Here is a 26,879-nt window from a genome sequence, read left to right as displayed (position 1 = left end):
GGGAGACAATTATGACACTTCATGAAGTGACCGAATTCGCCCACCGATCCATGGCCGTCGCGACGATAACGCTTGCGATAAATGCGTACGCCAGCGCGACATCGGCCAGCGAGGTCGTGATCGCATCAACGGGAGGAGCTTACGATCGCGCACTAAAGGAGGCCTGGTTCGATCCATTTACAGAGCAGACGGGGATCCGCGTAAAAATTGTATCCGCAACCAATTCGGAGATGCGGGCCAAAGCCTCAGCAATGGTCAAAGCCGGAAACGTTTCATGGGATCTTTATCTCGATGGAGAAATCCAATCGGAATCGGAAGCTCACCGGCTCGTAACCGAAGATCTCAGCGAGTTTTGTAGGGCATTCGCCAAACGACCCGATTTGGCGGCGAACGCTTGTGCGTCAGGCGGTGCTTTGCTCCAGTCGACCGCAACATTGCTCGTCTACCGAAAAGAAAAGCAAGGCCAGCGGGAACCACGGACATGGGCAGATATGTGGAATATCGCCGAGTTTCCCGGAGGTCGAGCATTCCCGAATTTTGACGATCCGTGGCGCATATTGGCTGCTGCATTGCTTGCTGACGGTGTGAAACGTGACGAACTTTTCCCACTCGATGTCGACCGAGCATTCAAAAAGCTGGATGAAATCCGTCCAGCCGTCTCGTTATGGTGGAAGAGTGGCGATCAAAGTGTACAAGGATTTCGAAACAACGAATACGCGCTGGGTCAAATCTGGCTTACCCGTGCACGTGCACTGCAAACTGAAGGTCTCCCAATTGGTTGGTCCTATGAAGCATCGTTCTTGGTTGGCGATCGCATTGCGCTCGTGCGAGGAGCGCCAAATCGCGAAAATGCCCTTAAACTTATAGCTTTTTGGCTTGATAATCCGGCCGCGCAGGCCAAAGCGTGCGATGTCTTGGCCTGTACGCCGCCGAGCACGGAGGCAATTGCATTGATGTCCGAGGAAACTAAGCGCTTCATGCCAACAGCAACACAAGTTCGAGACACCGTCGTGGTTCCAGATGCCAAATGGATCAACGAGAATGCCAGGAAGTTGCTGCAGAGTTGGAATATGTGGGTTCGAGGTTGAACATCGCGATAGTACGCAAGGATATGCCGGACCGTTTCAGTGCCGGCGCCTTGATATCTTCGGAGCGCGCTGAACTGTAAATTTTACCCGCACAAGCGAAAACAGTCAGCCTCCGGTACGGGAACATCACACGAACGAACGCAGCCCTGAGTGACAAGCTCGAAGTTTCAAGGATGTGAAATGTCGGTGTGGTCATTGTCCATCGTGCATCATAAGAAATATTTATACATCGATTTGATATAACAAAAAAGTGAACAACATTTCTATCAGTGTATAAATATTCACATAAATATTGACCTATTAATAATTCTTATTAAAATTCTTCATAAACTTGATATTTTATGTCGCAACATCGATATCGACGGAGAATGCTGGCCGTGAATCTTAACGTAAAGATCTGCACACAAAATCCGCAGAACTACCTCATACTTAGTCACATTCTCAGTGTTGCCGGCTATAAGCCGAGCCTCATGAGCCTGCAGGCTCCATCGAACTTGGCAACGGAAGCAATCCCATATGCGATATTGTTTGATACAAGCGAGAACACAGAACCCATTCTTGAGTTTTGTGCTGCTATTAAACAAAATTCCGCCACCAGAGATATAATTCTCGTAGCGCTGGCTCAATCTTGCAATTCGCTGAATTTTCTGGATTTTTTGCAGGCTGGATTCGACGAATTTTTCCCTCATCCTTTCGTGCCCGAGCGAGTGCTGTCATTTTTACACGACCGGCAAACCTCATCTTTGGAGCGCAAAACGTTAGCGTCCGATCGCCATTGTATTGGCCATGTTGGCGAACTGAATATCCTGTCAGGCGAAAGGATCCTGAGACACGGTGAAATGGAAATACGGTTGACACCCACCGAGTTTCGAATTTTGCGAGGGTTCATTGCCGCACCGGGCCAGGTCATGAAGCGAGAGCAATTGATCAAAATCGGTTGGCCGCCGCATCACTATGTCCAGCCGCGAACCGTAGACGTACACGTTGGTAATCTGAGGCGTCAGCTATGGAAACTGACCGGAAAGAACCTTATCCGAACAGTTCATACGACCGGATATGCATTCGAACTTTCGCAATAAACTCAAAAATGACAAGAATATAAATTTTGTGAATAATATATCTGATAATTCTTCTTAATTGCTTTGTTGCGAGAAGTCATTCAGGAAGTTTTCATACTGGCACCACAATGGAGGATGTGATGCCAAAGAATTCGTTTGAATCGTCTCAAGCTCTATCTGGAACGGGTGTCCGTAACACGGCCAAGTTGATCGGTATTGCAGACTCCCATTTTGACGCTGCCCATCTTCAAGGTGTTATGGCACTTTATGCCGACCCGAGAGAAGGACGCCAGGTCCAGCTACGTGGTTGCAACGAGACCATCGTTGATTTTGTTCGGTGTTCCTATCTAGGGTTGGACAACCACCCACGTATTGTCGCGGGAGCCATTGAGGCAGTTCGACAAAACGGCAGTTTGCACTGGTCGTGCGCGCGGACAAGGCTGAACTTCGCGCAGCTTGTCGAACTCGAAGAGGTGCTTTCAAAGCTCTTCGAAGCCCGCTCTATTACTTATACGACCGTTTTGGCCGCTAACATGAGTGCACTCCCATTGGTTGCTTCTGGTCATCTGACAGACGGTATAAAGCCGACGATGGTTTTCGATCGCTTTGCTCACGCGACCCTTGCCTACCATAAAAAAACAGTGGCCGATGAAACCGCCGTTCAAACGATTCCTCACAACGACTATGAAATGCTTGAGGACATCTGTAAAAAAAACCGAAGCGTAGCTTACATTTGCGATGGCGTGTACTCCATGGGAGGCAGCGCGCACATCGATGAATTGAAACGTTTACAAGAAAAATACGGCTTGTTTCTCTATATTGACGATGCACACGGTGTGTCCGTTGTCGGAAACAAAGGGCAGGGTTATGCGAGATCCCAGTTCGATAACCTTGGAGATCGAACCATAATCGTCACATCGTTAGGCAAGGGATTTGGAGCATCTGGGGGGCTGCTGATGCTTGGAACCGCTCACCAGGAAAGTTTGTTTCGTCGTTATGCCATTGCGCATGCATTCTCAGCGTCACTCAATACTGCCGCTATTGGTGCTGGGCTGGCTTCAGCTGAAATCCATCAGTCTTCAGAGCTAGGGCAACGACAGGCTGCATTGCAGGACAATATCGCACTTTTCGACAGACTGATTCCCACAGCTCAATCGGGCTCCGCACTGCCGATCCGCATTATCCGCATCGGCGATGAAATGACATCCATTGGGTGTGCCCAGGAGCTTTTGAAGAACAATTTCTACGCATCAGCAATTTTCTTTCCAACGGTAGCCAGGGGCGACGCAGGATTACGTGTCTCTCTCACCGCCAGCCATCAGGCGGATCAGATCGAGAATTTTTGCAACGCAGTCAAAGAGCTCCTGATTGGTAAGGGGTAACCCAACTGGCTCAAGACCGGACAGGACAGATTCTGAAGGCCATCATTCCATTGAAAAACACTTCGCATCCGCCGTGTCGGTACCTGGTTTCAAGGATGTACCGCAACACTTTTCCGGTCCTCGCCTCATTGTCGGGAAACGGCTGCCGGATTGATCAAAAGCTCACTGCATATCAGTAGTGATAAACTCAAGGCTCTTGTAGTGATGAACCCGAAATGTAAATTCTGTACTGAAACGTTCGTGCGCCTTTCAAATCCAGACGAAGCGGCAAAACTGCTATGCCTTGCGTACAGCGCATATTTTCGGTCGGTTGAAATCTCTGGGCGTAACAGAGTTATCGGATTTGGTGACGGTCGGGCATTTATTAGGCCCACCGCGAGCGGGCTTCACCTTCGGGTGGAGGCTCTGGACTTGGTCACGTTCATTGGAATTTGGTCTCTCCTAACGTTCGGCCTGGGTTTTGAAAAAAGCGGTCCATACGTATGTTTGGGACGGAAATCTGAAAAAAAGTTTTCTCAGTTCGGTTTGCCGATGCTCTTTAAACTTCCGCCACTGAAGAGGCCATATAAAAAGGCAATACTCGATTTGATTGATTTCATCGCGAAAAACGACCGCTGTCTATTGGGGGAGTTACTCGGTCCGAGGTCAGTCAATTACGTCTGCGAGGCTAGCTCCTGCTGTTACGTATACAGCTGGAGGAAGCGGGACAACTGTTTGAAAAATCTTCTCTCTGATCCAGTGGAATAGCCCCTAGTTCGACTGGATGGCTGGCATAGCAGAAACGTTCAAGCACACGATTATGCCCAACGTCTCTCTCAGGATTCCGCTGCACTAGAACGTCCATTGTCTCAATCACGCCATCGCGCGATTCTGCTACCTGTTTCATAAAGCGGATTAATCGCATATTTTTTCATCGTCTGGCCAATAAAGCTAGCTCGCTCCCCCACCGGTCCCGCTCTAATCGATTCTATTGTCGCGGCCCGTGCTTTTTGGTTGGCAGCGGCCCTGCGGATCGCATAAGCAACGGAAAGCAGGTTCTGGGAGTACTTGCAATTGTTGCAAGCCTTTATTTGAACCGGTCCTGCATAAAGGGAGGCCATGATGGCGAAGTGGGTGTACACATTCGGCGACGGCAAGGCAGAGGGCGCTGCGAGAGATCGCAATCTCCTCGGCGGCAAGGGAGCGAACCTGGCTGAAATGAGCAGCCTCGGTCTGCCCGTACCGCCCGGCTTTACGATTACCACCGAAGTCTGCACATATTATTACGACCACGATCGCAATTACCCCTCCGAACTGGACGAGCAGGTGCGTGCGGCGCTTGTCCATATCGCCAGGGTGACTGGCCGCAATTTCGGCGATGCCGACAAGCCGCTGCTGGTATCGGTTCGTTCCGGCGCGCGGGCTTCCATGCCCGGCATGATGGATACGGTGCTCAATCTCGGCCTCAATGATGAAACGGTGCAGGCCATCGCCCGGGAAGCCGGTGACGAGCGTTTTGCCTATGACAGCTACCGTCGTTTCATCCAGATGTATTCGGATGTGGTGCTGGGCGTCGATCATGGCTTCTTCGAAGAAATTCTTGAAGACAAGAAGGACGATCTGGCCGTCGATGTCGATACCGCGCTGACGGCTGAAGACTGGAAAGACGTGATTTCGCTCTACAAGGCCAAGGTCGAGGAAGAGCTGGGCCAGCCTTTCCCGCAGGATCCGCATGAGCAGCTTTGGGGCGCCATCGGCGCTGTTTTCTCCAGCTGGATGAATGCGCGCGCCATCACCTATCGCCGTTTGCACAACATTCCGGCGGCCTGGGGCACGGCGGTCAATGTGCAGGCCATGGTGTTCGGCAATATGGGCGAGACCTCCGCCACGGGCGTCGCCTTCACCCGCAATCCCTCGACCGGCGAGAAGAAGCTTTACGGCGAATTCCTCGTCAATGCACAGGGCGAAGACGTGGTGGCGGGCATACGTACGCCACAGAACATCACCGAAGAAGCGCGTATCGCTGCCGGTTCCGACAAGCCGTCGCTTGAAAAGGTGATGCCGGAAGCTTTTGGCGAATTCCTGAAAGTCGCCGACAGGCTGGAACAGCACTATCGCGACATGCAGGATCTGGAATTCACCATCGAGCGCGGTAAGCTCTGGATGCTCCAGACCCGTTCGGGCAAGCGCACTGCCAAGGCCGCTCTGAAAATGGCGGTCGAAATGGCTGGTGAAGGGCTGATTACCGAAGAAGAAGCCGTGCTGCGCATCGACCCGGCAGCCCTGGACCAGCTGTTGCATCCGACCATCGATCCCCGCGCCGAGCGCCAGATCGTCGGTCAGGGCCTGCCTGCCTCTCCGGGCGCTGCGACGGGTGAGATCGTCTTCTCGTCGGAAGATGCCGAACAGGCAAAATCGGAAGGCCGCAAGGTCATTCTGGTTCGTATCGAAACCAGCCCGGAAGACATTCACGGCATGCATGCGGCAGAAGGCATTCTGACGACACGCGGCGGCATGACCAGCCATGCGGCGGTCGTGGCGCGTGGCATGGGCAAGCCTTGCGTTTCGGGTGCAGGATCGTTGCGCGTCGATTATCGCAATGGCACCATGCTGGCAGCCGGACAGACCTTCAAGAAGGGCGATATCGTCACCATCGACGGTTCCAGCGGGCAGGTGCTGAAGGGTGCTGTTGCCATGCTCCAACCAGAGCTTTCCGGTGACTTCGGCCAGCTGATGGAATGGGCCGACCGCCAGCGCCGCATGAAAGTGCGTGCCAATGCGGAAACACCGGCGGACGCCCGCACAGCACGGTCTTTCGGTGCGGAAGGCATTGGCCTGTGCCGTACCGAGCATATGTTCTTCGAGGGAAGCCGCATCGTTGCGATGCGCGAAATGATCCTCTCGGATAATGAAGAGGGCCGTCGCGCAGCGCTGACCAAGCTTCTGCCGATGCAGCGTTCGGACTTTGCCGAGCTGTTCGAAATCATGAAGGGCCTGCCAGTCACGATCCGCCTGCTCGATCCGCCGCTGCATGAATTCCTGCCGCATACGGATGAGGAAGTGGCGGAAGTCGCAAGTTCCATGGGCGTGGACGCGGCAAAGCTGCGCGAGCGCGCCGAAAGCCTGCATGAGTTCAACCCGATGCTCGGCCATCGCGGCTGCCGTCTGGCAATTTCCTATCCGGAAATTGCGGAAATGCAGGCGCGGGCGATTTTCGAGGCTGCAGTTGTTGCAGGCAAGAAGACCGGCGAGCCGGTGGTGCCGGAAGTCATGGTGCCGCTAGTCGGCCTCAAGGCGGAACTGGATTTCGTCAAGGGGCGCATTGATGCCGTGGCGCAGGACGTCATGAAGGAAGCGGGCGTCAAGATCGACTATATGGTCGGCACGATGATCGAACTGCCGCGTGCCGCTCTGCGGGCAGCGGAAATCGCCGAAACGGCGGAGTTCTTCTCGTTCGGCACCAACGACCTGACCCAGACCACTTTCGGCATTTCGCGTGATGATGCGGCAGGCTTCCTCACCACCTACCAGCAACGCGGTGTTGTGGAGCAGGATCCGTTCGTGTCGCTCGATGTGGATGGCGTGGGCGAACTGGTGCAGATTGCTGCAGAACGCGGACGCAAGACGCGCGACAAGATCAAGCTTGGCATTTGCGGCGAGCATGGCGGTGACCCGTCGTCGATTGCCTTCTGCGAAAAAACCGGGCTCGATTATGTCTCCTGCTCGCCGTTCCGCGTGCCGATTGCGCGGCTCGCCGCCGCACAGGCAGCCGTGCGTAAGGCGTAACGTCATAGAAAGCGCCCGGGAGAAATAGGGGCGCTTTTGCGGCAAAATCAGTGGGAAATCAGCCTGACGGGCTGGTTTACGCGCCTGCGTTATCAGTAAAAATATCAAGAAAACAAACGGTTAGAATGCCGTTCCGATTCAATCGGATCGACGCACTGGACAATTTTGCCCGCAATATTAAAATCCTTCGAAATTTACACTTTCAGAAGAACGGGCCATGCGTCGTTTCATTTCTGCGGCGGGGGCCGCGCTTGTTTTCACGTGCAGCGCGGCAGGCGCTGTCGAGGTTTCACCGCAGGATGCGGCAAAGCCGGAAAAGATTCGTATTGTCGAACCGCAGCTGCGCATAGCGCGGGGCGGGGCTGCAACGCCGCAGGTGGCGCTGACGCTGGATGCCTGTATGGGCAAGACGGATCACCGTATTCTCGATACGCTGGTCAAGGAGCGCATTCCCGCCACGATTTTTGTGACCGGGCGCTGGTTGAAACAGAACACTGAAGCATTCGCGGTCATGAAGGCCAATCCTGATCTGTTCGCGATTGAGGATCACGGCGCGATGCATGTTCCCGCTCTTACCAATGTGCCGACCATGTATGGCATCAAGACCGCCGGGTCGCTGGATGCCGTCCGCTCGGAGATCGAGGGCGGTTCGACGGCCATTGTTGGCGCTGGTGCGCCAAAGCCGCAATTCTATCGTGACGCCACAGCTCGCTATTCAACAGATGCCGTGGCACTGGCCACAAGCCTTGGCTACAAGATCGGCGGTTATTCGCTGAATGGTGATCAGGGCGCATCGCTGCTGGCACCAACGGTGGCGCGGCGCATTTCAGCGGCGCGCGACGGCGATGTCATCATCTCGCATATCAATCAGCCGACACGCTCGGCGGGCGAGGGCGTCGCCAAAGGCATAGTGGCGCTGAAGGCCAAGGGTATGAAATTCGTGCTGCTGCGCGATGTCGAAACATCGATGACGCTAAACCCGGTGCCTGAACATAATCTTCAGGCGGGTGTTCCGGGCGTCAAAAAATCCACCCCGCCGAAATGATCACGCGCCGTTCGTCTGTGCCTTCGGCGACAGGCTTTTCATGACGGCGGCGTAGTTGCGGCCGAGGCTTTCGAAAAGCGCATTCTCGCCTTTTGGCGGTTCGACTGACAGGGTTGTGCCGTCATTGCGCAGCGTGACGAAAATCACCTGATCCTGCGGCTGTCCCGCAATGGCGATTGCCCCGATGCGCTGGGCTTCGCTTGTGTCGAGCGCCGGCATGTTGAAAAGAACTTCGCCGCCGACACGTTCTGCGGCCTGGGCAAGAGCTGCATCGAACCCTTCGATCAGCACATCAATCGCGCCAAGCGCAAATTCCAACTCGACGGCTTCGAGCGTCATCGTGCTCGCTTCGAGACCCGTCTGGGCGCTTTCTTCGGCGCTGCCCGACCGGGTTGTGGTGCCAATCCCGTTGGCACTGTTTTCAGGCGCGTGGTTCATTCCGTCCTCTCCGACGAATCCGAAAAAAGCCCCCTAATAATTGATCATGCCCTTCATTAGAAGTTGCTGCAATGCCCTTTTGATTGATTTACCTCGCTTTTTTCTGTTAGGCGGCAATAGTGATCCATAAATGGCTCACACTTCATGCGTTTTTAAGGTGCTAGCATCGCGCAATACGTGTGCTTTTCCGGCAGTAAATCTGATTATGCAAAACTGCGCAGCTGGATGTTTTGCCGGGTTCAAATCTCTCTGCTATTCATAAGCGTGGCTGAATGTTGTGGCCGTTTTGGGATTCTGCCGAAAGTGCTTTGCATTTTTCGGAATGTGCTTCTGGGACTCTGGATGAGAAAACTTCGCTATCAGCGGCGGCAGTCGCGTTCTGCGGTCTGGGCCTTGCGGTTCGGGGTCTTCGCCGCCGTGCTGCTGGGGCTGTCCTTTCTGCTGCACCGCTTCTGGAAGCTTGAAACGCCCGATTTCGTCCTTGCCGCGGGGCTGAGTGGCGCTCTGGCCCTGCTGGCGCTGATCTGCGCAGCCAAGGGTTTTCGCAATCTCTGGGTCAATGGCGACAAGGGCGGGGCGCGGTCGTTCACGGCGTGTGTGTTTGCCTGCATCGTGCTGGCGCCGCTTGGCCTGCTGGGCATTCTCTGGATCAGCTCGCCAGCGCTCTATGATATTTCGACCGATTTCGACACGCCGCCGCAATTTCCCACCGACATGCCCGCCCGCCAGCAATGGATGAACCCGCTGACGCCGACAATCAGCGGCGATGCGCTGACACAGCTCACCGCCTATCCCGATGTGCTGGGCCGCCGCTACGAGGCAGCACCTGACCGCGTGGCGCAGGGCGTGCAGACCGTGTTGAAGAGTTTCGGCTGGCAGGTGATCGTCAACGATGCGCCATCGCCCGAGGAAGGCGCTACCCGCTTTGTCGCGACGGCGCATAGTTTCGTTCTCGGCCTCAAGAGCGATATCGTCATCCGGCTGCTGGATGAAGGTGAAACCACCTATGTCGATATCCGTTCGCTCTCACGTTATGGCAAGCGCGACATGGGGCTCAACGCGGCCTTCATCACCGATTTTCTTGGTAGCCTGGAAGGCGAAGTGAACAAGGCGCCCGCCGACGTCGAATAATGCGGTCTATGCAGGCTGGTAGATGCTTTCGAGTGATGGATTGCCTTCGGTTACGATTTCGCCGCGCCCGACCAGATCTTCCAGATGCGCCAGTACTGACAGCGCTGCTGCGCCATGCAGGCGCGGATCGGTATCGCGATAAATCGCCTTGACCATGTCGCCTATGGTGCGGTCGCCTTGCGTGATCCGCTGGAAAACCGCGCGTTCGCGCATTTTGCGGTGCGCACGCAATCCGCGCACAAAGGCGGCGGGCTTGGTCACCGCCCCGCCATGGCCGGGCAGATAGACGTGGTCGTCACGGGCCAGCAGTTTTTCAAGCGAAGCCATATAATCGCTCATCGAGCCGTCCGGCGGCGCGACGATGGACGTCGCCCAGGCCATCACATGATCGGCCGAAAACAGGATATCCGTGCCTTTCAACCCAAATGCCATATGGTTCGCGGCATGGCCCGGCGTGTGCAGGCCTTCCAGCGCCCAGCCATCGCCTTCCACGATTTCCCCATCGGCAAGCACGATATCGGGCACGAAATCCGTGTCGGCGCTTGCCTCAAGCACGTTCACTTCACCCTCATGATAGGGGCGGGCAGGCCGGTGCGGGCCTTCGGCAACCGTCTGCGCGCCAAGCTGGTTCTTAAGGCGCTCGGCCAAAGGCGAATGATCGCGATGCGTGTGGCTGACAAAAATATGGCTGACAGGGCGTCCGGCAATGGCGGCAAGCAGGGCTTGATAATGGGCCTCGTCGACCGGACCCGGATCGATGATCGCCAGCGTGTCCTGGCCGACGATATAGCTGTTGGTGCCGTGAAAGGTAAAGGCGCTCGGATTGTTGGCCGTCACGCGGACAATCCCTTTACTTAGCGCAACCGGCTTCCCATATTCAGGAGAGAAACTGCTGTCGAAAACGAGCGCCATGGAAGTCTCTTCCATTTCATCACTGGTGTTATTGTCGAAACGGCATAGGCCTTATATAGTAGGATTTCAAACGTTAACTGCCTGAGTGTCTGATCCAAAAGTCGCCATGCCGATCTGCAAATGGCAATTTCTGTGCTTCCGGTGCTCACGTACCTTTAAGTACGCTGCGCTCCGGTCCTCGAAATCACCATTTTCACCACGGCCTATCGTTTTTTGATTCAGACACTGCAACGTCAAGAATTGACGTCAGAGGGTCGTGCGTTCGGAATTCGGAATCGTATTCATCACGGTTAGGAGTTGGATATGCCGCACAGAGCCAAGTCACGCGTCGCTACCGCATCGCTCGCCGCCGAATCTCGTCAAACCAAACAACTCGCCCGAATATTCTCCTTCATTTCGCTCAGCCTGATCGGCGCAGCACTGGTTGCAATTGCCGCCGGGGTGAAAGTCGATTTCATCTATATGATCATGGCGGTGCAGGCGGTTGCGCTCTTGGGTTTCTCAGCGCTCTACGGCTTTTCAAAGAAAAAGTGAAACGCGCCCCCGCACACTAATGCCGGGCTTATGTTCACCATGGCTGTAGATGCCGGACGGCGCTCGGCCTTTATTCATATCTCGTTGAAACTGCTTCGCGATTGACAAGTGACGCTGGACAACGCTTTGTCATCCTCCTGTACTGTTTTTCGGGAGGCGAAGGTGAAGGTTGAGACGCTCGCGGTAGAGCCGCTGACCAGGCAGGCATTCGCGCCATTCGGCGATGTCATCGAGGTGGAAGGCGCGGAGCGGCGTCTCATCAACAATGGTTCCACCGAGCGATTTCACGATTTGGCGCGGGTTGAGGCGGAAGGCACGGAAGCGCGCGTGCTGATCAATATTTTCCGCGGCCAGTCTTTTGAAGCGCCCATCGATATCGTCATGATGGAGCGGCATCCCTTCGGCTCGCAGGCTTTCATCCCGCTGGAACGGCGTCCGTTTCTCGTCGTCGTGGCTGAAGACGCCGATGGCGAGCCCGCCCGTCCGCGTGTTTTCTTTGCCAAGGGCGATCAGGGCGTCAATTATCTCAAGAATGTCTGGCACCATCCGCTTCTGGCGCTTGAGCAGAAATCGGATTTTCTCATTGTCGACCGTGCTGGCAAGGAGGACAATCTGGAAGAATATTTCTTCCCGGATGTCGTTTACCGCATCCAGTCGGCCAAACCAGCCTGAGCTGAGAGCAAGGTAAGAGGTAACATGGGTAGACTTTCCACGCACGTTCTCGACACAGCGCATGGCAGCCCGGCTGCGGCGATGCGCATCGAACTCTATCGGATGACCAAGGGCGCACCGGAACTGATCAAGCGCGTTGTCACCAATCTGGACGGCCGCACTGATGCGCCGCTGCTGACGGGTGACGAAATGCAGGTCGGCATTTACGAGCTGCAATTTCATGTGGCCGAGTATTTTGAAGGGCGCGGTGCCGATCAGGCCAATCCGCCTTTCCTTGATCTCATTCCGATCCGCTTCGCCGTGGCGGATGTGGACGGTCATTATCACGTGCCGCTGCTCGTCAGCCCATGGTCATATTCAACCTATCGCGGCAGTTGATCCGCACTTATCCCCGCGCTGCTCGGAAAGACTAGACTCCTCGTAACCAAACGCGAGGAGCCGAACATGGACGAAACACCCAATCTGAAACTTCCCTATATTCTGCCCAGCCAGTCGCAGAAGCACGTTACGCATAATGAAGCCTTGCGGCTGCTGGATGCGTTCGTGAATCTGAGCGTGAAGTCGCGCACGCTGACCACTCCGCCGACAACGCCATCTGCCGGCGCACGCTATATCGTGGCGTCGTCTGCTACGGGCGCGTGGTCCGGCAAGGCCGGAGCAATCGCCTCCTACATCGACGATGGCTGGCTGTTCATCCAGCCCGCCATCGGGTGGCAGGCCTATATCGAGGCGGAAGCGAAGCTTCTGGTCTTCGATGGGACGCTGTGGAACCTGGCCAGCGGTGGCGTGCCGGACAATTTATCGGTATATATGCTGGGCATTCAGGCGACAGCGGATGCGGTTAATCGTTTTTCGCTTTCGGCTGCGGCAAGCCTGTTCAACAATGCAGGCGCGGGGCATCAGATCAAGGTCAACAAGCAGGCGGCGACCGACACGGCGAGCCTTCTCTTCCAGACCAACTGGACCGGCTATGCCGAAATGGGCCTGAACGGCAGCAGCGATTTCACCGTCAAGGTGAGTGACGATCTGGGTACATGGCGTCAGGCCATGCGAGTAGATCGGGCGACGGGCAATGTCGCTATTGGAGCCAATACGCCCATGACGCGTCTCGATGTTGATGGGCCGATCCGGCCTGCATCCTATTCAAAACTCACGCTGCCTGTCGCTGCGAATCACGGAGCCGGCGCCTTGATCTACGTGACGGACGCGTCGGCGGGCGCGCAGCTTGCTTATTCCGACGGCAGCGCGTGGCGCAGCCTCAGGACAGGCATCCTGATTTCCTGAGTGGGTTTCGGATTATCTGTCTGGAAAACCGGGATTTTCCAGACGGATTGCCAATTTCTGACGCTTTTACGCCGCACTCGCACTTTAACGGCCCGAAACATGTTCGTTAGTCTTATAGAGGCTCAATTCATATGGTTCCCCTCGCGGACTCATGCTAACAGTTGCGGAATAATGCTAAGGGCTTCATCCGTCGGGTAAAAAGAGAGTTTTTTGCTGCTGACAGGAGCGGTAGTTGTTTCGCTCTGTCTTGAGAGCAGGATAATGCGCGTATGAGTTTGAGATATCCTTGGCAAAGGCTGGCGCTTTTGCCACGACTGACCAAGCAGATTATTTTGATGCTGAGCGATTGCGTCCTGCTGTTGCTCAGTGCGTACCTGGCATTTGTTATCCGTCTGGGCTTTGTTTTCACCCCCAGCAAGGCACAGCTTTTTCTGATTATCATTGCACCACTTTTGACCGTTCCGGTTTTCATCCGGTTTGGACTTTATCGCGCGATCATCCGCTATCTGGCAGAACGCGCCATCTGGCCGATCTTTCAGGCGACCGCCGTGGCGGCTCTTTTCTGGGTCGCGCTGGTCTTTCTGATGGAGCTTTACGGCAATGCGGGTCTTCCGCGTTCCGTGCCGCTTCTCTACTGGCTGTTGAGTACGGTGCTGATTACGGCCAGCCGTTTCGGCGCGAAGTGGCTGCTGCGTAGTGCCGAAACCGGCAGGACTTTTAGCAGCTCGGCCTTGATTGTCGGCGTCGGAGAACCTGCGCGCCAGCTGGCAACGGCACTGCGTAGCCACAGCGATACGATGGTCGTTGGCTTTGTCGATCCGGACGGGCAGCTCAAGGGCATGGACATTATCGGCCTGCGCGTCTACGGAGCTGAAGAAATCCCCGGCCTCATCGAAAATTACGGCGTCAAGCAGGTGCTGGTGTCTGAGCCCTCGCTGGACCAAAAACAGCGCCAAGATTTTGCGCGTCTGCTTGGCCGGCTTCCGGTCAATACGCGTATTTTACCACCGATTGCCGATCTGAGCGCAGGCAAATATCTTGTATCGGCATTGCGCAATATCGAGATCGATGACCTTCTCGGACGTTCGCCGGTGCCACCAGACGCGGAACTGCTGCGCGAAGTAGTCGAAGGTCGCCGTATCATAGTCACGGGCGCAGGGGGCTCCATCGGCAGTGAGCTTTGCAGGACTATCGTGCAGTGGAATCCCGAATGTCTGGTGCTTTTTGAATCGAGCGAGTTTGCGCTTTATCAGATCGAGCGTCAGCTGCGTGAGCTCGCCTCCTGCCAGATCGTGCCGGTGCTGGGGTCGGTGCGCGATCGCACATATGTCGAGCAAGCGCTGCGCGATAACCGCATCGATACGGTTTATCACTGTGCAGCCTACAAGCATGTGCCGTTGGTCGAAAAAAATCCGATGATCGGAATTTGCAACAATGTGTTCGGTACGCTGGACATGGCGGAAGCCGCACTTGCAACCGATGTCGAACGTATGGTGCTCATTTCATCTGACAAGGCGGTTCGGCCAACGAATGTCATGGGCGCGACCAAGCGCTGGGCCGAGCTTGTCGTATACTATTATGGCCTGCTGGCCGCACAGGCAGGCAAGGAACAGGCATTCTATTCGGTCCGTTTCGGCAATGTGCTTGGGTCGAATGGCTCGGTCGTGCCGCTTTTCCGCGAGCAGATCGCCAATGGCGGTCCGATTACACTGACCCATGAAGACATGACGCGTTATTTCATGTCGATCAAGGAAGCTGCGGAACTGATCGTCCAGTCAGGCGCGATAGCCGAATCTGGCGACACAGTACTGCTGGAAATGGGCGAACCGGTCAAAATCCGCGATCTGGCTGAAAATATGATCCTGCTCGCCGGTTTGACCGTGCGCAATGCGGAGAATCCAAGCGGCGATATCGCCATAGAAGTGACCGGCATCCGCGAAGGCGAGAAGATGTATGAAGAGCTCTTCTACGATCCGTCCCAGGCGCAATCCACACGGCATCCGAAGATCATGCGTGCACCTAAGGGAAACAAGGCTGCCATCAATGTGCCGGAGAGCCTTCAGCGCCTTGAGAAGGCCATGGAGAGCGGCGATCTGGACGCTGTTCGCAAGGTTCTCTTCAGCGTCATAGCTTCCTGAAGCGCCCCCGGAAATCCAAAAGCAGCACCAGCGTTGCAACCACTGCAACGAGCAGAAAAGCCACACGCGTGAGGAGATGGTCAAGCGCCAGCAGCGCGATGGCGCAGGCAATCAGGACAAGGTTGAGCAGCGCCACATGGCCGACGACCTTCAGGACGCTCCAGCCCGCGCGTTTGGCGACCTGATAAGCATGTTTCGAATGCGCTTTAAGGATATTCTCGCCTTGGCCGAGACGCATGATAATGGTCGAGCCAGCATCGAGAATATAATAAAGCGGCAAAATCAATGCCACGACGATGTGAGTCTCGCGCGCCAGCACAAGCAGGGCCGTGCCAGTCATCAGACCAAGAGGCAAGCTTCCTGAATCGCCGAGAAAAACGCGAGCAGGGGGGCGGTTGAAAAATGCGAAGACAAGCAGGCCTCCCGCAGTGGCCGCGCTCAAACCGCCGCTTTCCATGCCTGCAAGGCCAAGCGCCGCCAGCAGAGCGATACCCGCCAGCGGTAGCCCGAGCCCCGCGACAGTCATCAGATCGAGGCCGTCCATAAAGTTCGTGACATTGATGGCGATCAGAAGCGCAAATACGATCAACACAGCTTCCAGCCAATGGGGCAGCACATCCGCTAGAAGCCGGAAGTCAGGTCCCAGGCCATAAAGCACGAGGCAGGCAGCCAGCAGCTGCGATCCGAGTCGAATGATCTCGGACAACTCATAGCGGTCGTCCAGCCCGCCGATAATCCACAGCAAGGTCGATGCACCAACAAGGCAGAGCAACAGCCTGTTGGCAATTTCAAGATCGGCCCCGAAAATCAGCAAAGTAGCAAGCGTCGCCGGTATCAGAGCCAATCCACCAATCTGTCTTGCCGCAACTGTGTGGTTCGAACGCGAATTCATCCGCGCAGCCAGAAATGTCGCGGGCAGAAGACGAGAAAGGATCACAAGACCCAGAACGCAGAGGACTGCACTGAATACAGAAGAGATTGCTAAAAAAAGCATAGGGATACCGACGGCAAATGAAGCTGTTACAGGAATTATCAGCTTTACGCGTCCGCGCAAATCCCCGCTTGTATTGCCGGTGAAAGACGTAAGCCAATAAAGTGATTGTGACGTTCGAACTGGTAGTTTGAGCATGAGCGAGGATTTCGCGATTAGGCGATTGCGCTTGCGAAATGAAGCGGCTATAAGGCCGCGCAACCGATTGCTTCGGTTTGATTTGTTGGGGCGTAGCCAAGCGGTAAGGCACCGGTTTTTGGTACCGGCATTCCCTGGTTCGAATCCAGGCGCCCCAGCCACTACTTGATGGAAAAATCAAACGCTTTTAGCTGCTGCTCGCGTTTTCCCAGATCCTTCTGATAGATGCCGGGACACCTTTTGGTTCTCGTCATCCTGTATTAAAAATCGTATAAGCTGATTGTCGTCTGGGTTCAGCTTAATGGCAGCTTTGGCCCTCACCAAACGTATGGGTTTTGGTCCAATATTCTCCCGACTGCGAGAGAACGGTGTATGCTAGCCAATATGACAGATCATACTCGGTGATATCCTACCATAACGAGCGGGTCCTAAATGCGCCGTATTCGCGGGTGACGACGGAGTTGACTTAGCAGCTATATTTCTTCAATTACGCATAAGAGAGTTGTTTAGATTTATTCAAGAAGGTGGCATTCGTGACAAATATCGGATTGGCCCGGAAGAACCCATGAGTATTGAGATGACTAGGGCCGTCGTGTCGCACGACGTTGTGGTGGCAGAGCCAACCAAAGGAGCTAAAGTCGCCATTGGCGACATTTCGGAAGCTCTGTCCAAATATCGCTTGGCTTTAATTTTCGGCTGGCAAGATGTTGCACAACGTTATCGGCGCTCCAGGGTAGGCGCTTTTTGGCTAACGTTGAACATGGCTGTGTTTATCGGCGCGCTAGGTTTGATTTTCGGAACGCTCTTCCAAAGCGAGATGCGTGAGTTTCTGCCGTATCTGTGCGCTGGCGTCATCACGTGGGGCTTTATCTCGACTTGCTTGAATGAGGGATGTACGACATTTACGTCTTCCGACGGAATAATCCTACAAGTTCGCATGCCGTTGTTTACACATGTTATGCGTGCGGTTTGGAGAAATATAATAATATTCGCTCATAATATTGTCATTTTTCCTGTTCTTCTTCTTATTCTCGGTCGAATGATCAGTGTGAATGTGCTTTGGGCAATTCCAGGTTTTATAGTCTTGTGCATCAATTTATCTTGGATGATGCTCATTCTCGCGATTCTATGCGCGAGATTTCGCGACATGACCCAAGTGGTTACGAACATTCTGCAAGTGTTGTTTTATGCGACGCCGATCATGTGGATGGTGAAGATATTACCGGACCACGTTTCCCGAGCGTTTATCGATTTGAACCCCTTCTATCACTTTATCGAACTTGTTCGTGCTCCGCTCTTCGGTTCTCCGCCATCTCTGCTTGATTGGACGTTCGGGTTTGCGTGCGCAATAATTGGTTGGATCGTTGCGATTCTGTTCTTTGGGCGATATCGCTGGCGCGTAGCGTATTGGTTGTAGAAAATGAGTTTAATTCAACTTCAGAATGTTAGTGTCGAATTTCCGATCTATAATTCGACTAGCCGCTCACTCAAAAACAGAGTTCTCAGCATCGCTACAGGCGGAAAAATCGAACGACGCAGTGACCGTCTGGTGATTGTGCGGGGGCTTGATGATGTCTCTATGACGTTCAGGGACGGAGATCGGGTTGGGTTGATCGGCCATAACGGATCGGGTAAGACCACGTTGCTTCGTGTCTTGTCGGGCATCTATACCCCGACACATGGAAGTTCGGTCATTAATGGCCACTGTGTATCGTTGATCAATATCAATCTAGGAATAGATCCAGATGCGACAGGACGAGAAAATATCCGTCTGCGCTCGGCGATGATGGGAATGCCGCCCGAAGAAATTGCCGAGAAATTTGACCAGATTGCCGATTTTTCTGGTCTCGGAGAATTCTTGGATGTTCCATTCCGTACATATTCGTCGGGTATGCAGTTAAGATTGGCTTTTGCGACATCAACGGCTGTTCGTCCTGAAATCCTGATCATGGATGAATGGCTTTCGACTGGTGATGAGGATTTTAAAGAGCGCGCCAATATACGTATGCGTGAGCTCGTGGACTCTACGAAGATTCTCGTTCTTGCCAGTCATTCAAAAGATCTGATGACCAAGAACTGCAACAGAGTAATCTGGCTGGAACATGGGCGGGTGAAAATGGACGGGCCGCCTAATGATGTACTGGCTGCATATTTTGGTGAATGACGCAAGTCTAAGCGGCTCGCATGAAAGTCGCATGGAAAGCGCGTTTCAGAAACCAATGATATAATTGGCTTCTTACTCATGCGAGTTCGTCGTTATTATTGTAAGGTATTGAACAGCCATGCCAAAATTAGCCAGCCGCTTCAGGCAGTTGACCAATGCGCTACGCTATTTGGCCAAGGGGGATGTTTCAGGGTTGTTACGTCGCCTGAAATGGTACGGGCGCGAATTTAATTATGTGAAGCTGCGTAAACGCCTCGCGCACGAAAGTGGCATCGTTTGGGGCATTGTCTGCACGCCACACACCCTTTTTATAGCGCGGGCTATATCGGAACGCTTAGCAAGTCACGGAATCGAAAGCGAAATCGTTACGGGCTCGATGAAGAGTTTCGACCATGATTTTTATATTGTTCTTTGCGCGCAGATGTTCGGGCGTCTCCCGCCAGCAAACAAACGGGTCATCTTCCAGCTTGAGCAATCGGTAAGTTCAAGATGGTTCACGGCGCAATATAAGAAAATTCTCGCAGATTCTCTGTGGGTGCTCGAATATTCTCTAACGAACGTCGATTTTTTAGCCAAGAACGGTCTGAAATACCCAAAAGTACATTATTTGCCAATCGGTGCTTCGCTGGCCGAGGATTTTGAATATAACACAAAGCCAAAAAAATATGATTTTGTGTTTTATGGTGACAGTTCAAGCAGCGAACGAAGAAGTAGTTTTCTTGATAGATTGAAAGAGAAGTATAGTGTAAAAATATGCAACGATTTGTTTGGTAGAGAACTATACGACGTAATACAACAATCAAAGATTGTTGTAAATATTCATTATTATGACGGAGCGTTGTTGGAAATGCCCCGGATATGCGAGTGCATTTCTTTGGGTGTCCCTGTTCTCTCTGAAGGCACAATGGATCAGGATGAATATCCTGAACTCGAAGGTGCAGTGAAATTCTTCGATGAGGGGTCTGTCGAGAGCATGATGACCTCGGCGTCGGAGATGCTTCACAATTTGGCGACGAAGAGCAAAACTCTCGAAGTCGCTGTTTCAGTCAGTGCGGCACGCTTCAATTTTATGATGGACCGCTTTTTGGTGGCTATTGGAGTTGTTGCGGCTAACGTCATTCTAGAACATCCGATATATGTTGCGCAGAAAAGTGACTTCTTCGCTCTTTCGTTGCCCGAAACTATAGAACGGCGCAGGGCGATAGCCCAATCGCTGCCGGATGGTTGCGAGTTGTTTGACGGGATTCGCCATAGTGCAGGTTGGATTGGTTGTGGATGTAGCTTCAATGCCTTATCGCGCTATGCGGTCGCGAACGAGGTGGACAGGCTGACCGTCATCGAAGATGACGTGGAGCTGCCTGGAAATTTCAATAAAACCCTGTGCGAGATAAATGAATACCTTAATAAGCGCGGATCAAATTGGGATATCTTTTCTGGCCTGATGGCCGATGTTCATCCGGACGCGAAAATCATCTCCGTTGATCAATTTGGCGATCGTACCTACGTTACTATCGACAAAATGACTAGCACTGTATTCAACATATATAATAAAAGTGCTTTAGAAATAATCTCAAAATGGAATCCGCTGAATACTGATGCTGTCACCAACACGATTGACCGTTACCTTGAGCGTCAGGAAGGTCTCCGGGTCGTTGTGGCTTTGCCATTTATAGCTGGACACAAGGAGGACGCTACGTCCACTTTATGGGGATTTGAAAACGAACGCTACACCCCAATGATCGCGGCTGCGCAGCAGAAGATTGAAGGTCTAGTTCGAGAGTGGCTACACACTCACGCATCGAATGATTTGTAGAATCATAATGTCTTCCTATCAGAAGTGAATATTGTTTTCAGGCGGCATGTCCAGTGTTGTACTACAGACCCTTTTTTTGGAGGTCTGCGTCAAATCGATCTCAAGGATTCGTCACGTTTGACAGATTGGGGTCTTTCAATTAGTCCGATCACAGCGCGAGGAGATGGCCTTGTCTGAGCAAAGAGTATTGGTGCTGGGTGGTACTGGCTTCGTAGGTACGCATCTCTGTAATCAGTTGTTGAGTGCTGGTTACAAGGTATTCTCATTCGGAAGGACTGCATCAACGGCGTTGCATCCCGATATCGAATTCCTGCGCGGAGATTTTTCTGACGCTGAGCAAATTAAGCGAGCGCTCGTTGATCAGGATTATGTTTTTCATTTAGTTCACGGCACTAATCCCCCGAAGGTGAATTTTGATATAGCGGGGGATATTGTTCGAACCATTAACCCCACAATTTCTCTATTAGACTTGTGCGCGGAAGCAAGCGTAAAGAAAGTTATATTTGTAAGCTCTGGTGGCACAGTATATGGTGATAATGGTATGGTAGCTTCACGCGAGAGTGATCCTACAATACCAATGAACGCCTATGGTGCTCATAAACTTCTAATTGAGAATTATCTTCGGGTATTTTCATATACAAGACAGCTGGATTATCTGATCCTTCGGTTGTCTAATCCCTATGGGCCGTTGCAACCAGTGGCCAAAGGGGTTGGGCTGATAGCGGCTGTGATTGATGCGATAAAAAATGGCCGTGCAGTCGATGTCTATGGCGACGGTGAAACGCAGAGAGACTACGTTTACATCGGAGATGCCGTCCGGGCGATGGAGTCGGCGATAGCCTACAAAGGCAGCCACAAGATTTTCAATATTGGCAGTGGAGAAGGGAAGAGTGTTAATGAGATTATTTCCCTTGTCGAGAACGCGATGAGCGTGAAAGCGAAAAGAAACCCGCTTCCAGGTAGAATATTCGACGTTAGAAAAAGTGTTCTTGATATATCGTTAGTAAGAAATGAACTAGACTGGCATCCAAATGTTGATCTGAGAGATGGTATAAGCGCCACCGTGAGTTGTCTTTAGAGGTCTTATGAGTTCGGATGGTTTTTGATGTCTGCTCCAAAAGAAGTTAACCCAAGGTCTTTGGAGCACAGCAGTATTCCACACCAGTATATCTCAACCCCGCAATGGAATTTTGGGGTAAACGCGCAAGCTCGTGCGTTGAATGATATATTCATTGACGATATGGATGTAGATACTGAAAGGCAACCAGATGCGTATCTTTCTGCAAAGCGATACGCCGATGCTTCTGGTGCGCGGCGGATAATAGACATTGGTTGTGGCAGCGCTCTCACGGTCAAGAACCTTTTTGCGGAAGGCGATTTTGAGGTTATTGCCGTTGACACTGCGGGGGTGTTGTTTGCTGCTAAGGCGAACTATCCAGCCGCAACTCGTGTTGAGTGCGACCTAACATCGTGGAACGACGTATTATCCGTTGCCGAAAGATATCGCGACGGCGTCCCGACGATCATCTTGTGTGCCGACATAATTGAACATCTGCCCGACCCGCGCCCGCTTTTAGCGCTAGTCCGGTTGCTATTGGCTGCTTCGACCCGTAATCGCTGTTTCTTGTCGACACCAAACCGTCCACAGTCGGCGAATCATCGACTTACGAGTAAGCCAGATAATCCAGCCCACATTCGAGAATGGACCAGCGGAGAACTTAGAAACTTACTTGCGGCTTCGGGTTTCTATGTAGCACAGATAGATAATATTCTCGAGAATGCTCAAGAGGATCAAGGCAGCACGATACTTGCGGAATTCTTGTTTGACGCTTCTTCGTATCGAGAAGTGTTGGCACGCGATGGTATTACCTCCGTAAGTGTGTCGTCGGTGATGATCACTACTGAGTATCCTGGGTTGGTCGCGAGCGGTGGTATCGGCACTTTTGTGGCGGACTGGCACCGTTCGACTGACAATTCAGTCGTGCTCACCACTTTCGATTTTGACAGCAAAGTAAAGTTGAAGAATGACGTCGTTTTCAGCCCGGCACATGTGATCGATGTATCGAGAATAGGCGACATAGGTCACCCAGATATATTGCTTGAGGCTGTCAAACAGCTGCTTTTTATGTGCCCTGATCTTAAGGAAATACACTTCCAGGAGTATCTAGGTATAGGTATGCGCATTGCGCAAGCTAAAAGCGCGGGGATTCTTCCCGATACACTCACAATTGTCACACATTGTCACGGCAACCAACATTATCTGGAAAATGCAAATCAGGCTTGGTTAGGGGTGGATGCTCAGGAGTATGCGGTTAAGGAAAAGATTTGCATTGAACTGAGTGATCAAGTCGTTTTCCCGTCGATCTTTTTGCGTAATCTCTACAAGCAAGCAGGAATAGTTGTCGAAGATAATAAGATTCTGATGTGCCCTTATAAATACGGTAATATAAGTAATGATAACCTCGAATTTACAAATATAAGACGCATTGTTTTTGTTGGAAAATTTATGCCGATGAAGGGTTTCGACCTTTTTTGCGAATCCTTTGACAAAAACTTTTGTAAGGATCTTAAGGCAAAGGGCATTGAGGAAGTCACACTCATTGGGCGCGGAGCTACTAGCGGTTATCGTAACGAGGCGTTTATCAAACGTCATTTCAAATTAACGGTGCATACCGATTTTGATCTTGCGAAACTTGTTTCGTATGTAAGAGAGCGCAGGTCCGATAGCTTGTTTGTTGAACCATATCGCGGCGATAACTTCCCTCTCGCTGTCTATGATGTTGTCGGCAATGGCGGTTCTCTTCTGACCGGCAACGCAGGGGGCATCCCGGAGATGTTCCGAGCGGAAGTGTGGCAGGAATGTCTAGCTGATCTCTCTACAGAAGCCCTTCGTTGTAAAATTCGAGAATTGGTCGATTGGGATAGCAGTAAAAGGAGCCGTATCGCTGCGGAGCTCATTGATGATCTGCGTCGTAGCAATGATGTGGCAGATACCACTAAGTATGTGAAGAGCGACAAAGCCGAAGTCGAGTGTCCCAGTTCGACGGTGATGATCCCATTCTATAATACTGATATTGCCGAATTTACTGACTTGTTGAAATCGCTCAATCAGCAGTCTCTTCGCCCAACCGAAATTATCATTGTAAATGATGCGTCTTTGACTGAAAATCGTATTGAGATGGCAGAGGCGGCTCAGAAGCATCTCAATATACCGTATAGAATCCTTGATCACGCCCACAATCGTGGGCTGGCAGGTGCGAGAAATACGGCTTTGACCGCCTGTAAAACGGATTTTATATTGAATGCTGACTCAGATGATATCCCACTGAATGACTGGGTTAAGACCATAGTTGTCGCGTTGACCCGTGACCCGTCGGCAGCAGCGGCGGTTCCATATCTGGCTGCGTTTGATGCTGGCGCAGACTTCAATCAATACCTTCCAAAGGGACAGTATATCTACCGTGCGCTCGGAGACGGATTCGTCACCTCTCAAGTGCAAAACAATTTGGGTCATGCAAACTCTGGCTTCAGGGTTTCTCATGCCAAGCGCATTGGGGGATGGAACGCCGCGTCTAAGGCAAAATACGAAGACTGGGCATTCTATCTCAACGTGATAGCCAGCGGGCTTCGTATCGCAGTTATCCCAAAGGTGACGTGTCTTTACCGGGTTAGGAAGAATTCGATGGCGAGAACCTATTCAGAATGGCCGGGACAGGTTCGGCTTTATCAAACGACCCATGGCTTATCCAGATTCGAGTCCCTTCAATTGCAACGCTTGTGTCGCATGGCTACCAGTACGGAGGGGCTTATCGAATTACAGGGGCAATTGAGCGCTTTAGAACGCCGAAAAATACTCAGAATGATGAATGCTATAATCGTGCGTTTAAGAAAAACGCCCATACTTTATTCAGTTCTCCGCAAGGCTTTTCATATCTCGCGAAGTATTGTTGATCGGATTAGGTGATTGTTGCGGTGGCATTTACAGCCAGTATTTATCACGCAATCGAACCGATCAATCGTTATCGTGGTGATATGCCTTGACGACGCGCTACGTTCACGGAAATTAACTTCACGAGTGCCTACGTAACAAGCTGTTGTCGCTGGAATAGAGTGTAAGATCGAAAGCCCGACAAGCAACTTCATTTGTGGCTTGGATAGCGATCCCTGGTACAAGCGTCATTGGTCCAACATCCGATTTGAATGTTTACAGGTGGCCTCAGGCGAAAAAATTCCGTTTGATTACATCCAGATAACGCTGGCGGGAGTGTTGCTCTTTGATCAACTTCAGAGCTGCCCTGCCCATAGAAGATCTGATCGATGCGCTGCTCCGAATTTTCCGTATTGCTTCTATATAGGCTAGGATGAGCGCTTCATCCGACAGGTGTGGATCAACTAATAAGCCGGTTTCTCCGTCGATGACGATCTCAGGTATCCCACCCAACCTGGGGGCAACGACGGGCATTCCGGCTCCAAGCGCTGAAAGCAAGACGGTCGGTATCCCGTCGAAACGCGACGTATAAAGGAACAGATCAGACCGCTGGTAATGGATATCTGCAAAAGATGAAAAGGTTCCCATAATTTCGACATTGCGGTGCGCTTGTAGTTGCGAAATGTCTCCAGTTCCCAAGACAGCAGCACCCCAGACCTCCAGTGTTACGGAAGGGAATTCCGATTCAAGTGCGATTGCCAAGAGTGGAAGCAACTCGGGGCGCTTCTGAGGGTCGAAGCGTGACGCCCAAATAATGCGATCATGGAGTTTTTCAAAGCGGCTATCCAGTTCTTCCCCATTAGTAGCTTCGTTGGCTACGGAATACAGTACATCTTGCTTCCCAGCCAAATATGGCAGACGTGCACGATCTGCATCATTTATGTATTTATTATCCGAGAGAACGAGCGATATTGTCTCGCCATATTCTGAAATAAAGTTGAAGTCGAAACCCACGATGAAAGGTAGTGAATGCATTTCAAAGGAGCCATCGCAAAATCGAAGAAGTATACTTTTGTGATGCGATAGAAGCTTGCCATATCGACCCCAGAAACGATATCCGTAGGGGGAGCTTTTGATATAGATATGCGCGCTCGGCGCGAAAGCCTGTATCGTCCGCAAAGTTACCAGATCAACTGTTTCTTCAGCTGCCGTGCCGCAAAAATGGGCAATGTCGCACGTTGTAACTTGCTCGGGCAATCTATCGAGCCACTGGTGCTCGCTCAGTTCCATTCCGAACACAAAAAGAACTTCCTTAGCGGGATCAATTGCCAACAGATTTTCAATGATATCAAGAATTACTTTCTCTGCTCCGCCTATCGTAAAAAAGGGCAGTATGAAGACATCGGTAAACTGCTTTCCTTTAAGCAGTTTACAAATTTGAAAATATGCGTCTCCAGCTGTCAAATCATGTTTTCGATTTGAGAATGTATTCGAAGGTTTTATGTGGCGGATGTCAATCGCCGGATCTATAAAGTTCGCCGCAGAACACAATTCCAATAAAAATATTGAAGATATAAAGGCGGAGTAAAGGTTTTCTGCCGAGGAATCCCAGTTTTCCTTCGACTCTTTATATTTCTTATGCCCATATTTGCATAACTCGATGTAACTCTCTGGGATAAAATACGACGAAAATGGTATAACTTTACTGGATGATGAATTGACGGTGTTCAGCATGCTGACACCTTTCTTCCGGTAAAAGAAGACAGTGTTGGGGCAGACAATCAATTCAAAGCCGCTCGCAGCGAGGCTGGCGTTGTGATGCCAGTCCTCGTAAGCGTAAGGACCATTAATGGGTACGTTGGCTAGCCGTATTTCTTGAGCATGTTGACGGGCCAGAAACGACCTTGAAATAAATGGATGGTGGTCAAATAAGGCTAGCTCATTGACTTCGTCCAGTGAGTACATTTTGTACAGATGATGCTGACCACCAAAAGCGACCAACCAGTCAGGGAAAAGGACGACCTTGCCGCGATGCTTTTCTGCATGCCGGTACATGTCGGTAATCATATTGTAGGAAATTAGGTCGTCTGCATCACTAAGTGCGACATACTTTCCTGCCGCTACATCGATACCCGCTTGACGACATGGTCCCAGAGAGCCAACTGACACTGTAATTTTCTGAACATTTGCGAAAGCAGAAAAGTCGCACTGCTCCAGAGCATGAGGGATAGACGAGTGTGGGTTATCCTGAACAATAACAAGTTCAGTGGTAATGCCGTCTTGCGCCGCAAAAGTCGCCGCGTCGGAGAATGACCATATCGTACGGGCCAAGTATTTAGAGTCATTGTGGACGCTAACAATTATCGAAACGTCATACTTGATTGGAGTTGGCATGAGT

The 26,879-nt window shown here is 52.1% G+C and carries 20 protein-coding genes and 1 tRNA gene; 17 read left to right on the top strand and 4 right to left on the bottom strand.

Features of this window, described 5'->3' with window-relative positions; all coding sequences use genetic code 11:
- Positions 1-50: 50 nt before the first annotated feature.
- The 5 genes from JAU75_RS04545 to JAU75_RS04525 all read left to right on the top strand — a co-directional run bounded on the left by JAU75_RS04545 (position 51) and on the right by JAU75_RS04525 (position 8,338).
- On the top strand, positions 51-1,088 hold the full coding sequence (locus JAU75_RS04545) for an ABC transporter substrate-binding protein (protein ID WP_371836123.1): 1,038 nt from the start codon (positions 51-53) through the stop codon (positions 1,086-1,088).
- A gap of 368 nt (positions 1,089-1,456) precedes the next feature.
- On the top strand, positions 1,457-2,167 hold the full coding sequence (locus JAU75_RS04540) for a winged helix-turn-helix domain-containing protein (RefSeq protein WP_247880392.1): 711 nt from the start codon (positions 1,457-1,459) through the stop codon (positions 2,165-2,167).
- A gap of 119 nt (positions 2,168-2,286) precedes the next feature.
- The gene (locus tag JAU75_RS04535) at positions 2,287-3,528 is read left to right on the top strand and encodes an aminotransferase class I/II-fold pyridoxal phosphate-dependent enzyme (protein WP_199055014.1); all 1,242 of its coding nucleotides are present in this window, start codon (positions 2,287-2,289) and stop codon (positions 3,526-3,528) included.
- A gap of 1,101 nt (positions 3,529-4,629) precedes the next feature.
- Positions 4,630-7,293 carry a pyruvate, phosphate dikinase gene (gene ppdK, locus JAU75_RS04530; protein WP_199055013.1) on the top strand — a complete coding sequence of 888 codons (2,664 nt, stop codon included), beginning with the start codon at positions 4,630-4,632 and terminating at the stop codon, positions 7,291-7,293.
- 217 nt (positions 7,294-7,510) lie between these two features.
- Positions 7,511-8,338: a polysaccharide deacetylase family protein gene (locus JAU75_RS04525; protein ID WP_199055012.1), complete on the top strand. Its 828-nt coding sequence runs from the start codon at positions 7,511-7,513 to the stop codon at positions 8,336-8,338.
- On the opposite strand, the gene JAU75_RS24035 is transcribed toward JAU75_RS04525, so the two are convergent.
- Positions 8,339-8,677: a hypothetical protein gene (locus tag JAU75_RS24035; RefSeq protein WP_247880409.1), complete on the bottom strand. Its 339-nt coding sequence runs from the start codon at positions 8,675-8,677 to the stop codon at positions 8,339-8,341.
- Between the two features lie 441 nt (positions 8,678-9,118).
- Between JAU75_RS24035 and JAU75_RS04515 the strand changes: the two genes are divergently transcribed.
- Positions 9,119-9,907, top strand: a complete 789-nt coding sequence (locus JAU75_RS04515) for a DUF1499 domain-containing protein (RefSeq protein WP_199055005.1) — start codon at positions 9,119-9,121, stop codon at positions 9,905-9,907.
- Between the two features lie 6 nt (positions 9,908-9,913).
- Here JAU75_RS04515 and JAU75_RS04510 read toward each other — a convergent pair whose 3' ends face one another.
- Positions 9,914-10,819, bottom strand: coding sequence for an MBL fold metallo-hydrolase (locus JAU75_RS04510; protein WP_199055003.1), 906 nt, complete (start codon positions 10,817-10,819; stop codon positions 9,914-9,916).
- Between the two features lie 303 nt (positions 10,820-11,122).
- On the opposite strand from JAU75_RS04510, the gene JAU75_RS04505 reads away from it, so the two are divergent.
- The 5 genes from JAU75_RS04505 to JAU75_RS04485 all read left to right on the top strand — a co-directional run bounded on the left by JAU75_RS04505 (position 11,123) and on the right by JAU75_RS04485 (position 15,447).
- A complete protein-coding gene (locus tag JAU75_RS04505; protein ID WP_199055001.1) occupies positions 11,123-11,353 on the top strand; it encodes a hypothetical protein in 231 nt (76 codons plus the stop codon).
- A gap of 162 nt (positions 11,354-11,515) precedes the next feature.
- Positions 11,516-12,025: an ureidoglycolate lyase gene (locus tag JAU75_RS04500; RefSeq protein WP_199054999.1), complete on the top strand. Its 510-nt coding sequence runs from the start codon at positions 11,516-11,518 to the stop codon at positions 12,023-12,025.
- A 24-nt stretch (positions 12,026-12,049) separates the two neighbouring features.
- Entirely contained in the window at positions 12,050-12,403 is a 354-nt protein-coding gene (gene uraH / locus JAU75_RS04495) for a hydroxyisourate hydrolase (protein ID WP_199054997.1), read from the top strand.
- A gap of 66 nt (positions 12,404-12,469) precedes the next feature.
- Complete coding sequence (locus JAU75_RS04490; protein WP_199054992.1) at positions 12,470-13,309, top strand: DUF2793 domain-containing protein; 840 nt, start codon at positions 12,470-12,472, stop codon at positions 13,307-13,309.
- 269 nt (positions 13,310-13,578) lie between these two features.
- Positions 13,579-15,447 carry a nucleoside-diphosphate sugar epimerase/dehydratase gene (locus tag JAU75_RS04485; RefSeq protein ID WP_199054990.1) on the top strand — a complete coding sequence of 623 codons (1,869 nt, stop codon included), beginning with the start codon at positions 13,579-13,581 and terminating at the stop codon, positions 15,445-15,447.
- Here the strand turns inward: JAU75_RS04485 and JAU75_RS04480 are convergent.
- Entirely contained in the window at positions 15,434-16,441 is a 1,008-nt protein-coding gene (locus JAU75_RS04480; RefSeq protein WP_199054989.1) for a glycosyltransferase family 4 protein, read from the bottom strand. The two genes, JAU75_RS04485 and JAU75_RS04480, sit on opposite strands and share 14 nt — an antisense overlap.
- 221 nt (positions 16,442-16,662) lie before the next feature.
- Between JAU75_RS04480 and JAU75_RS04475 the strand changes: the two genes are divergently transcribed.
- The 6 genes from JAU75_RS04475 (at position 16,663) to JAU75_RS04450 (ending at position 24,517) form a co-directional block, all read left to right on the top strand.
- A tRNA-Gln gene (locus tag JAU75_RS04475) sits at positions 16,663-16,737 on the top strand.
- A gap of 404 nt (positions 16,738-17,141) precedes the next feature.
- A complete protein-coding gene (locus tag JAU75_RS04470; RefSeq protein WP_199054988.1) occupies positions 17,142-17,993 on the top strand; it encodes an ABC transporter permease in 852 nt (283 codons plus the stop codon).
- Between the two features lie 3 nt (positions 17,994-17,996).
- On the top strand, positions 17,997-18,740 hold the full coding sequence (locus JAU75_RS04465) for an ABC transporter ATP-binding protein (RefSeq protein ID WP_121539532.1): 744 nt from the start codon (positions 17,997-17,999) through the stop codon (positions 18,738-18,740).
- Between the two features lie 118 nt (positions 18,741-18,858).
- Positions 18,859-20,553 carry a methyltransferase type 11 gene (locus tag JAU75_RS04460; protein ID WP_199054987.1) on the top strand — a complete coding sequence of 565 codons (1,695 nt, stop codon included), beginning with the start codon at positions 18,859-18,861 and terminating at the stop codon, positions 20,551-20,553.
- Between the two features lie 169 nt (positions 20,554-20,722).
- On the top strand, positions 20,723-21,631 hold the full coding sequence (locus tag JAU75_RS04455) for an NAD-dependent epimerase/dehydratase family protein (protein WP_199054986.1): 909 nt from the start codon (positions 20,723-20,725) through the stop codon (positions 21,629-21,631).
- A 27-nt stretch (positions 21,632-21,658) separates the two neighbouring features.
- Complete coding sequence (locus tag JAU75_RS04450; RefSeq protein ID WP_199054985.1) at positions 21,659-24,517, top strand: glycosyltransferase; 2,859 nt, start codon at positions 21,659-21,661, stop codon at positions 24,515-24,517.
- A gap of 252 nt (positions 24,518-24,769) precedes the next feature.
- On the opposite strand, the gene JAU75_RS04445 is transcribed toward JAU75_RS04450, so the two are convergent.
- Positions 24,770-26,875: a glycosyltransferase gene (locus JAU75_RS04445; protein WP_199054984.1), complete on the bottom strand. Its 2,106-nt coding sequence runs from the start codon at positions 26,873-26,875 to the stop codon at positions 24,770-24,772.
- Positions 26,876-26,879: the final 4 nt, after the last annotated feature.

The organism is Ochrobactrum sp. Q0168, from assembly GCF_016427605.1.
In the GTDB taxonomy this organism is placed as follows: Bacteria; Pseudomonadota; Alphaproteobacteria; order Rhizobiales; family Rhizobiaceae; genus Brucella.
Note: the sequence above shows the minus strand (reverse complement) of the source record. Positions and strands in the feature narration are given on the sequence as shown.

Coding starts and splice junctions, on each gene's coding strand:
- JAU75_RS04545 (WP_371836123.1), top strand. CDS start 51: ATGGCCGTCGCGACGATAACGCTTGCGATAAATGCGTACGCCAGCGCG.
- JAU75_RS04540 (WP_247880392.1), top strand. CDS start 1,457: ATGCTGGCCGTGAATCTTAACGTAAAGATCTGCACACAAAATCCGCAG.
- JAU75_RS04535 (WP_199055014.1), top strand. CDS start 2,287: ATGCCAAAGAATTCGTTTGAATCGTCTCAAGCTCTATCTGGAACGGGT.
- ppdK (WP_199055013.1), top strand. CDS start 4,630: ATGGCGAAGTGGGTGTACACATTCGGCGACGGCAAGGCAGAGGGCGCT.
- JAU75_RS04525 (WP_199055012.1), top strand. CDS start 7,511: ATGCGTCGTTTCATTTCTGCGGCGGGGGCCGCGCTTGTTTTCACGTGC.
- JAU75_RS24035 (WP_247880409.1), bottom strand. CDS start 8,677: ATGACGCTCGAAGCCGTCGAGTTGGAATTTGCGCTTGGCGCGATTGAT.
- JAU75_RS04515 (WP_199055005.1), top strand. CDS start 9,119: ATGAGAAAACTTCGCTATCAGCGGCGGCAGTCGCGTTCTGCGGTCTGG.
- JAU75_RS04510 (WP_199055003.1), bottom strand. CDS start 10,819: ATGGCGCTCGTTTTCGACAGCAGTTTCTCTCCTGAATATGGGAAGCCG.
- JAU75_RS04505 (WP_199055001.1), top strand. CDS start 11,123: ATGCCGCACAGAGCCAAGTCACGCGTCGCTACCGCATCGCTCGCCGCC.
- uraH (WP_199054997.1), top strand. CDS start 12,050: ATGGGTAGACTTTCCACGCACGTTCTCGACACAGCGCATGGCAGCCCG.
- JAU75_RS04490 (WP_199054992.1), top strand. CDS start 12,470: ATGGACGAAACACCCAATCTGAAACTTCCCTATATTCTGCCCAGCCAG.
- JAU75_RS04485 (WP_199054990.1), top strand. CDS start 13,579: ATGAGTTTGAGATATCCTTGGCAAAGGCTGGCGCTTTTGCCACGACTG.
- JAU75_RS04480 (WP_199054989.1), bottom strand. CDS start 16,441: ATGCTTTTTTTAGCAATCTCTTCTGTATTCAGTGCAGTCCTCTGCGTT.
- JAU75_RS04470 (WP_199054988.1), top strand. CDS start 17,142: ATGAGTATTGAGATGACTAGGGCCGTCGTGTCGCACGACGTTGTGGTG.
- JAU75_RS04465 (WP_121539532.1), top strand. CDS start 17,997: ATGAGTTTAATTCAACTTCAGAATGTTAGTGTCGAATTTCCGATCTAT.
- JAU75_RS04460 (WP_199054987.1), top strand. CDS start 18,859: ATGCCAAAATTAGCCAGCCGCTTCAGGCAGTTGACCAATGCGCTACGC.
- JAU75_RS04450 (WP_199054985.1), top strand. CDS start 21,659: ATGTCTGCTCCAAAAGAAGTTAACCCAAGGTCTTTGGAGCACAGCAGT.
- JAU75_RS04445 (WP_199054984.1), bottom strand. CDS start 26,875: ATGCCAACTCCAATCAAGTATGACGTTTCGATAATTGTTAGCGTCCAC.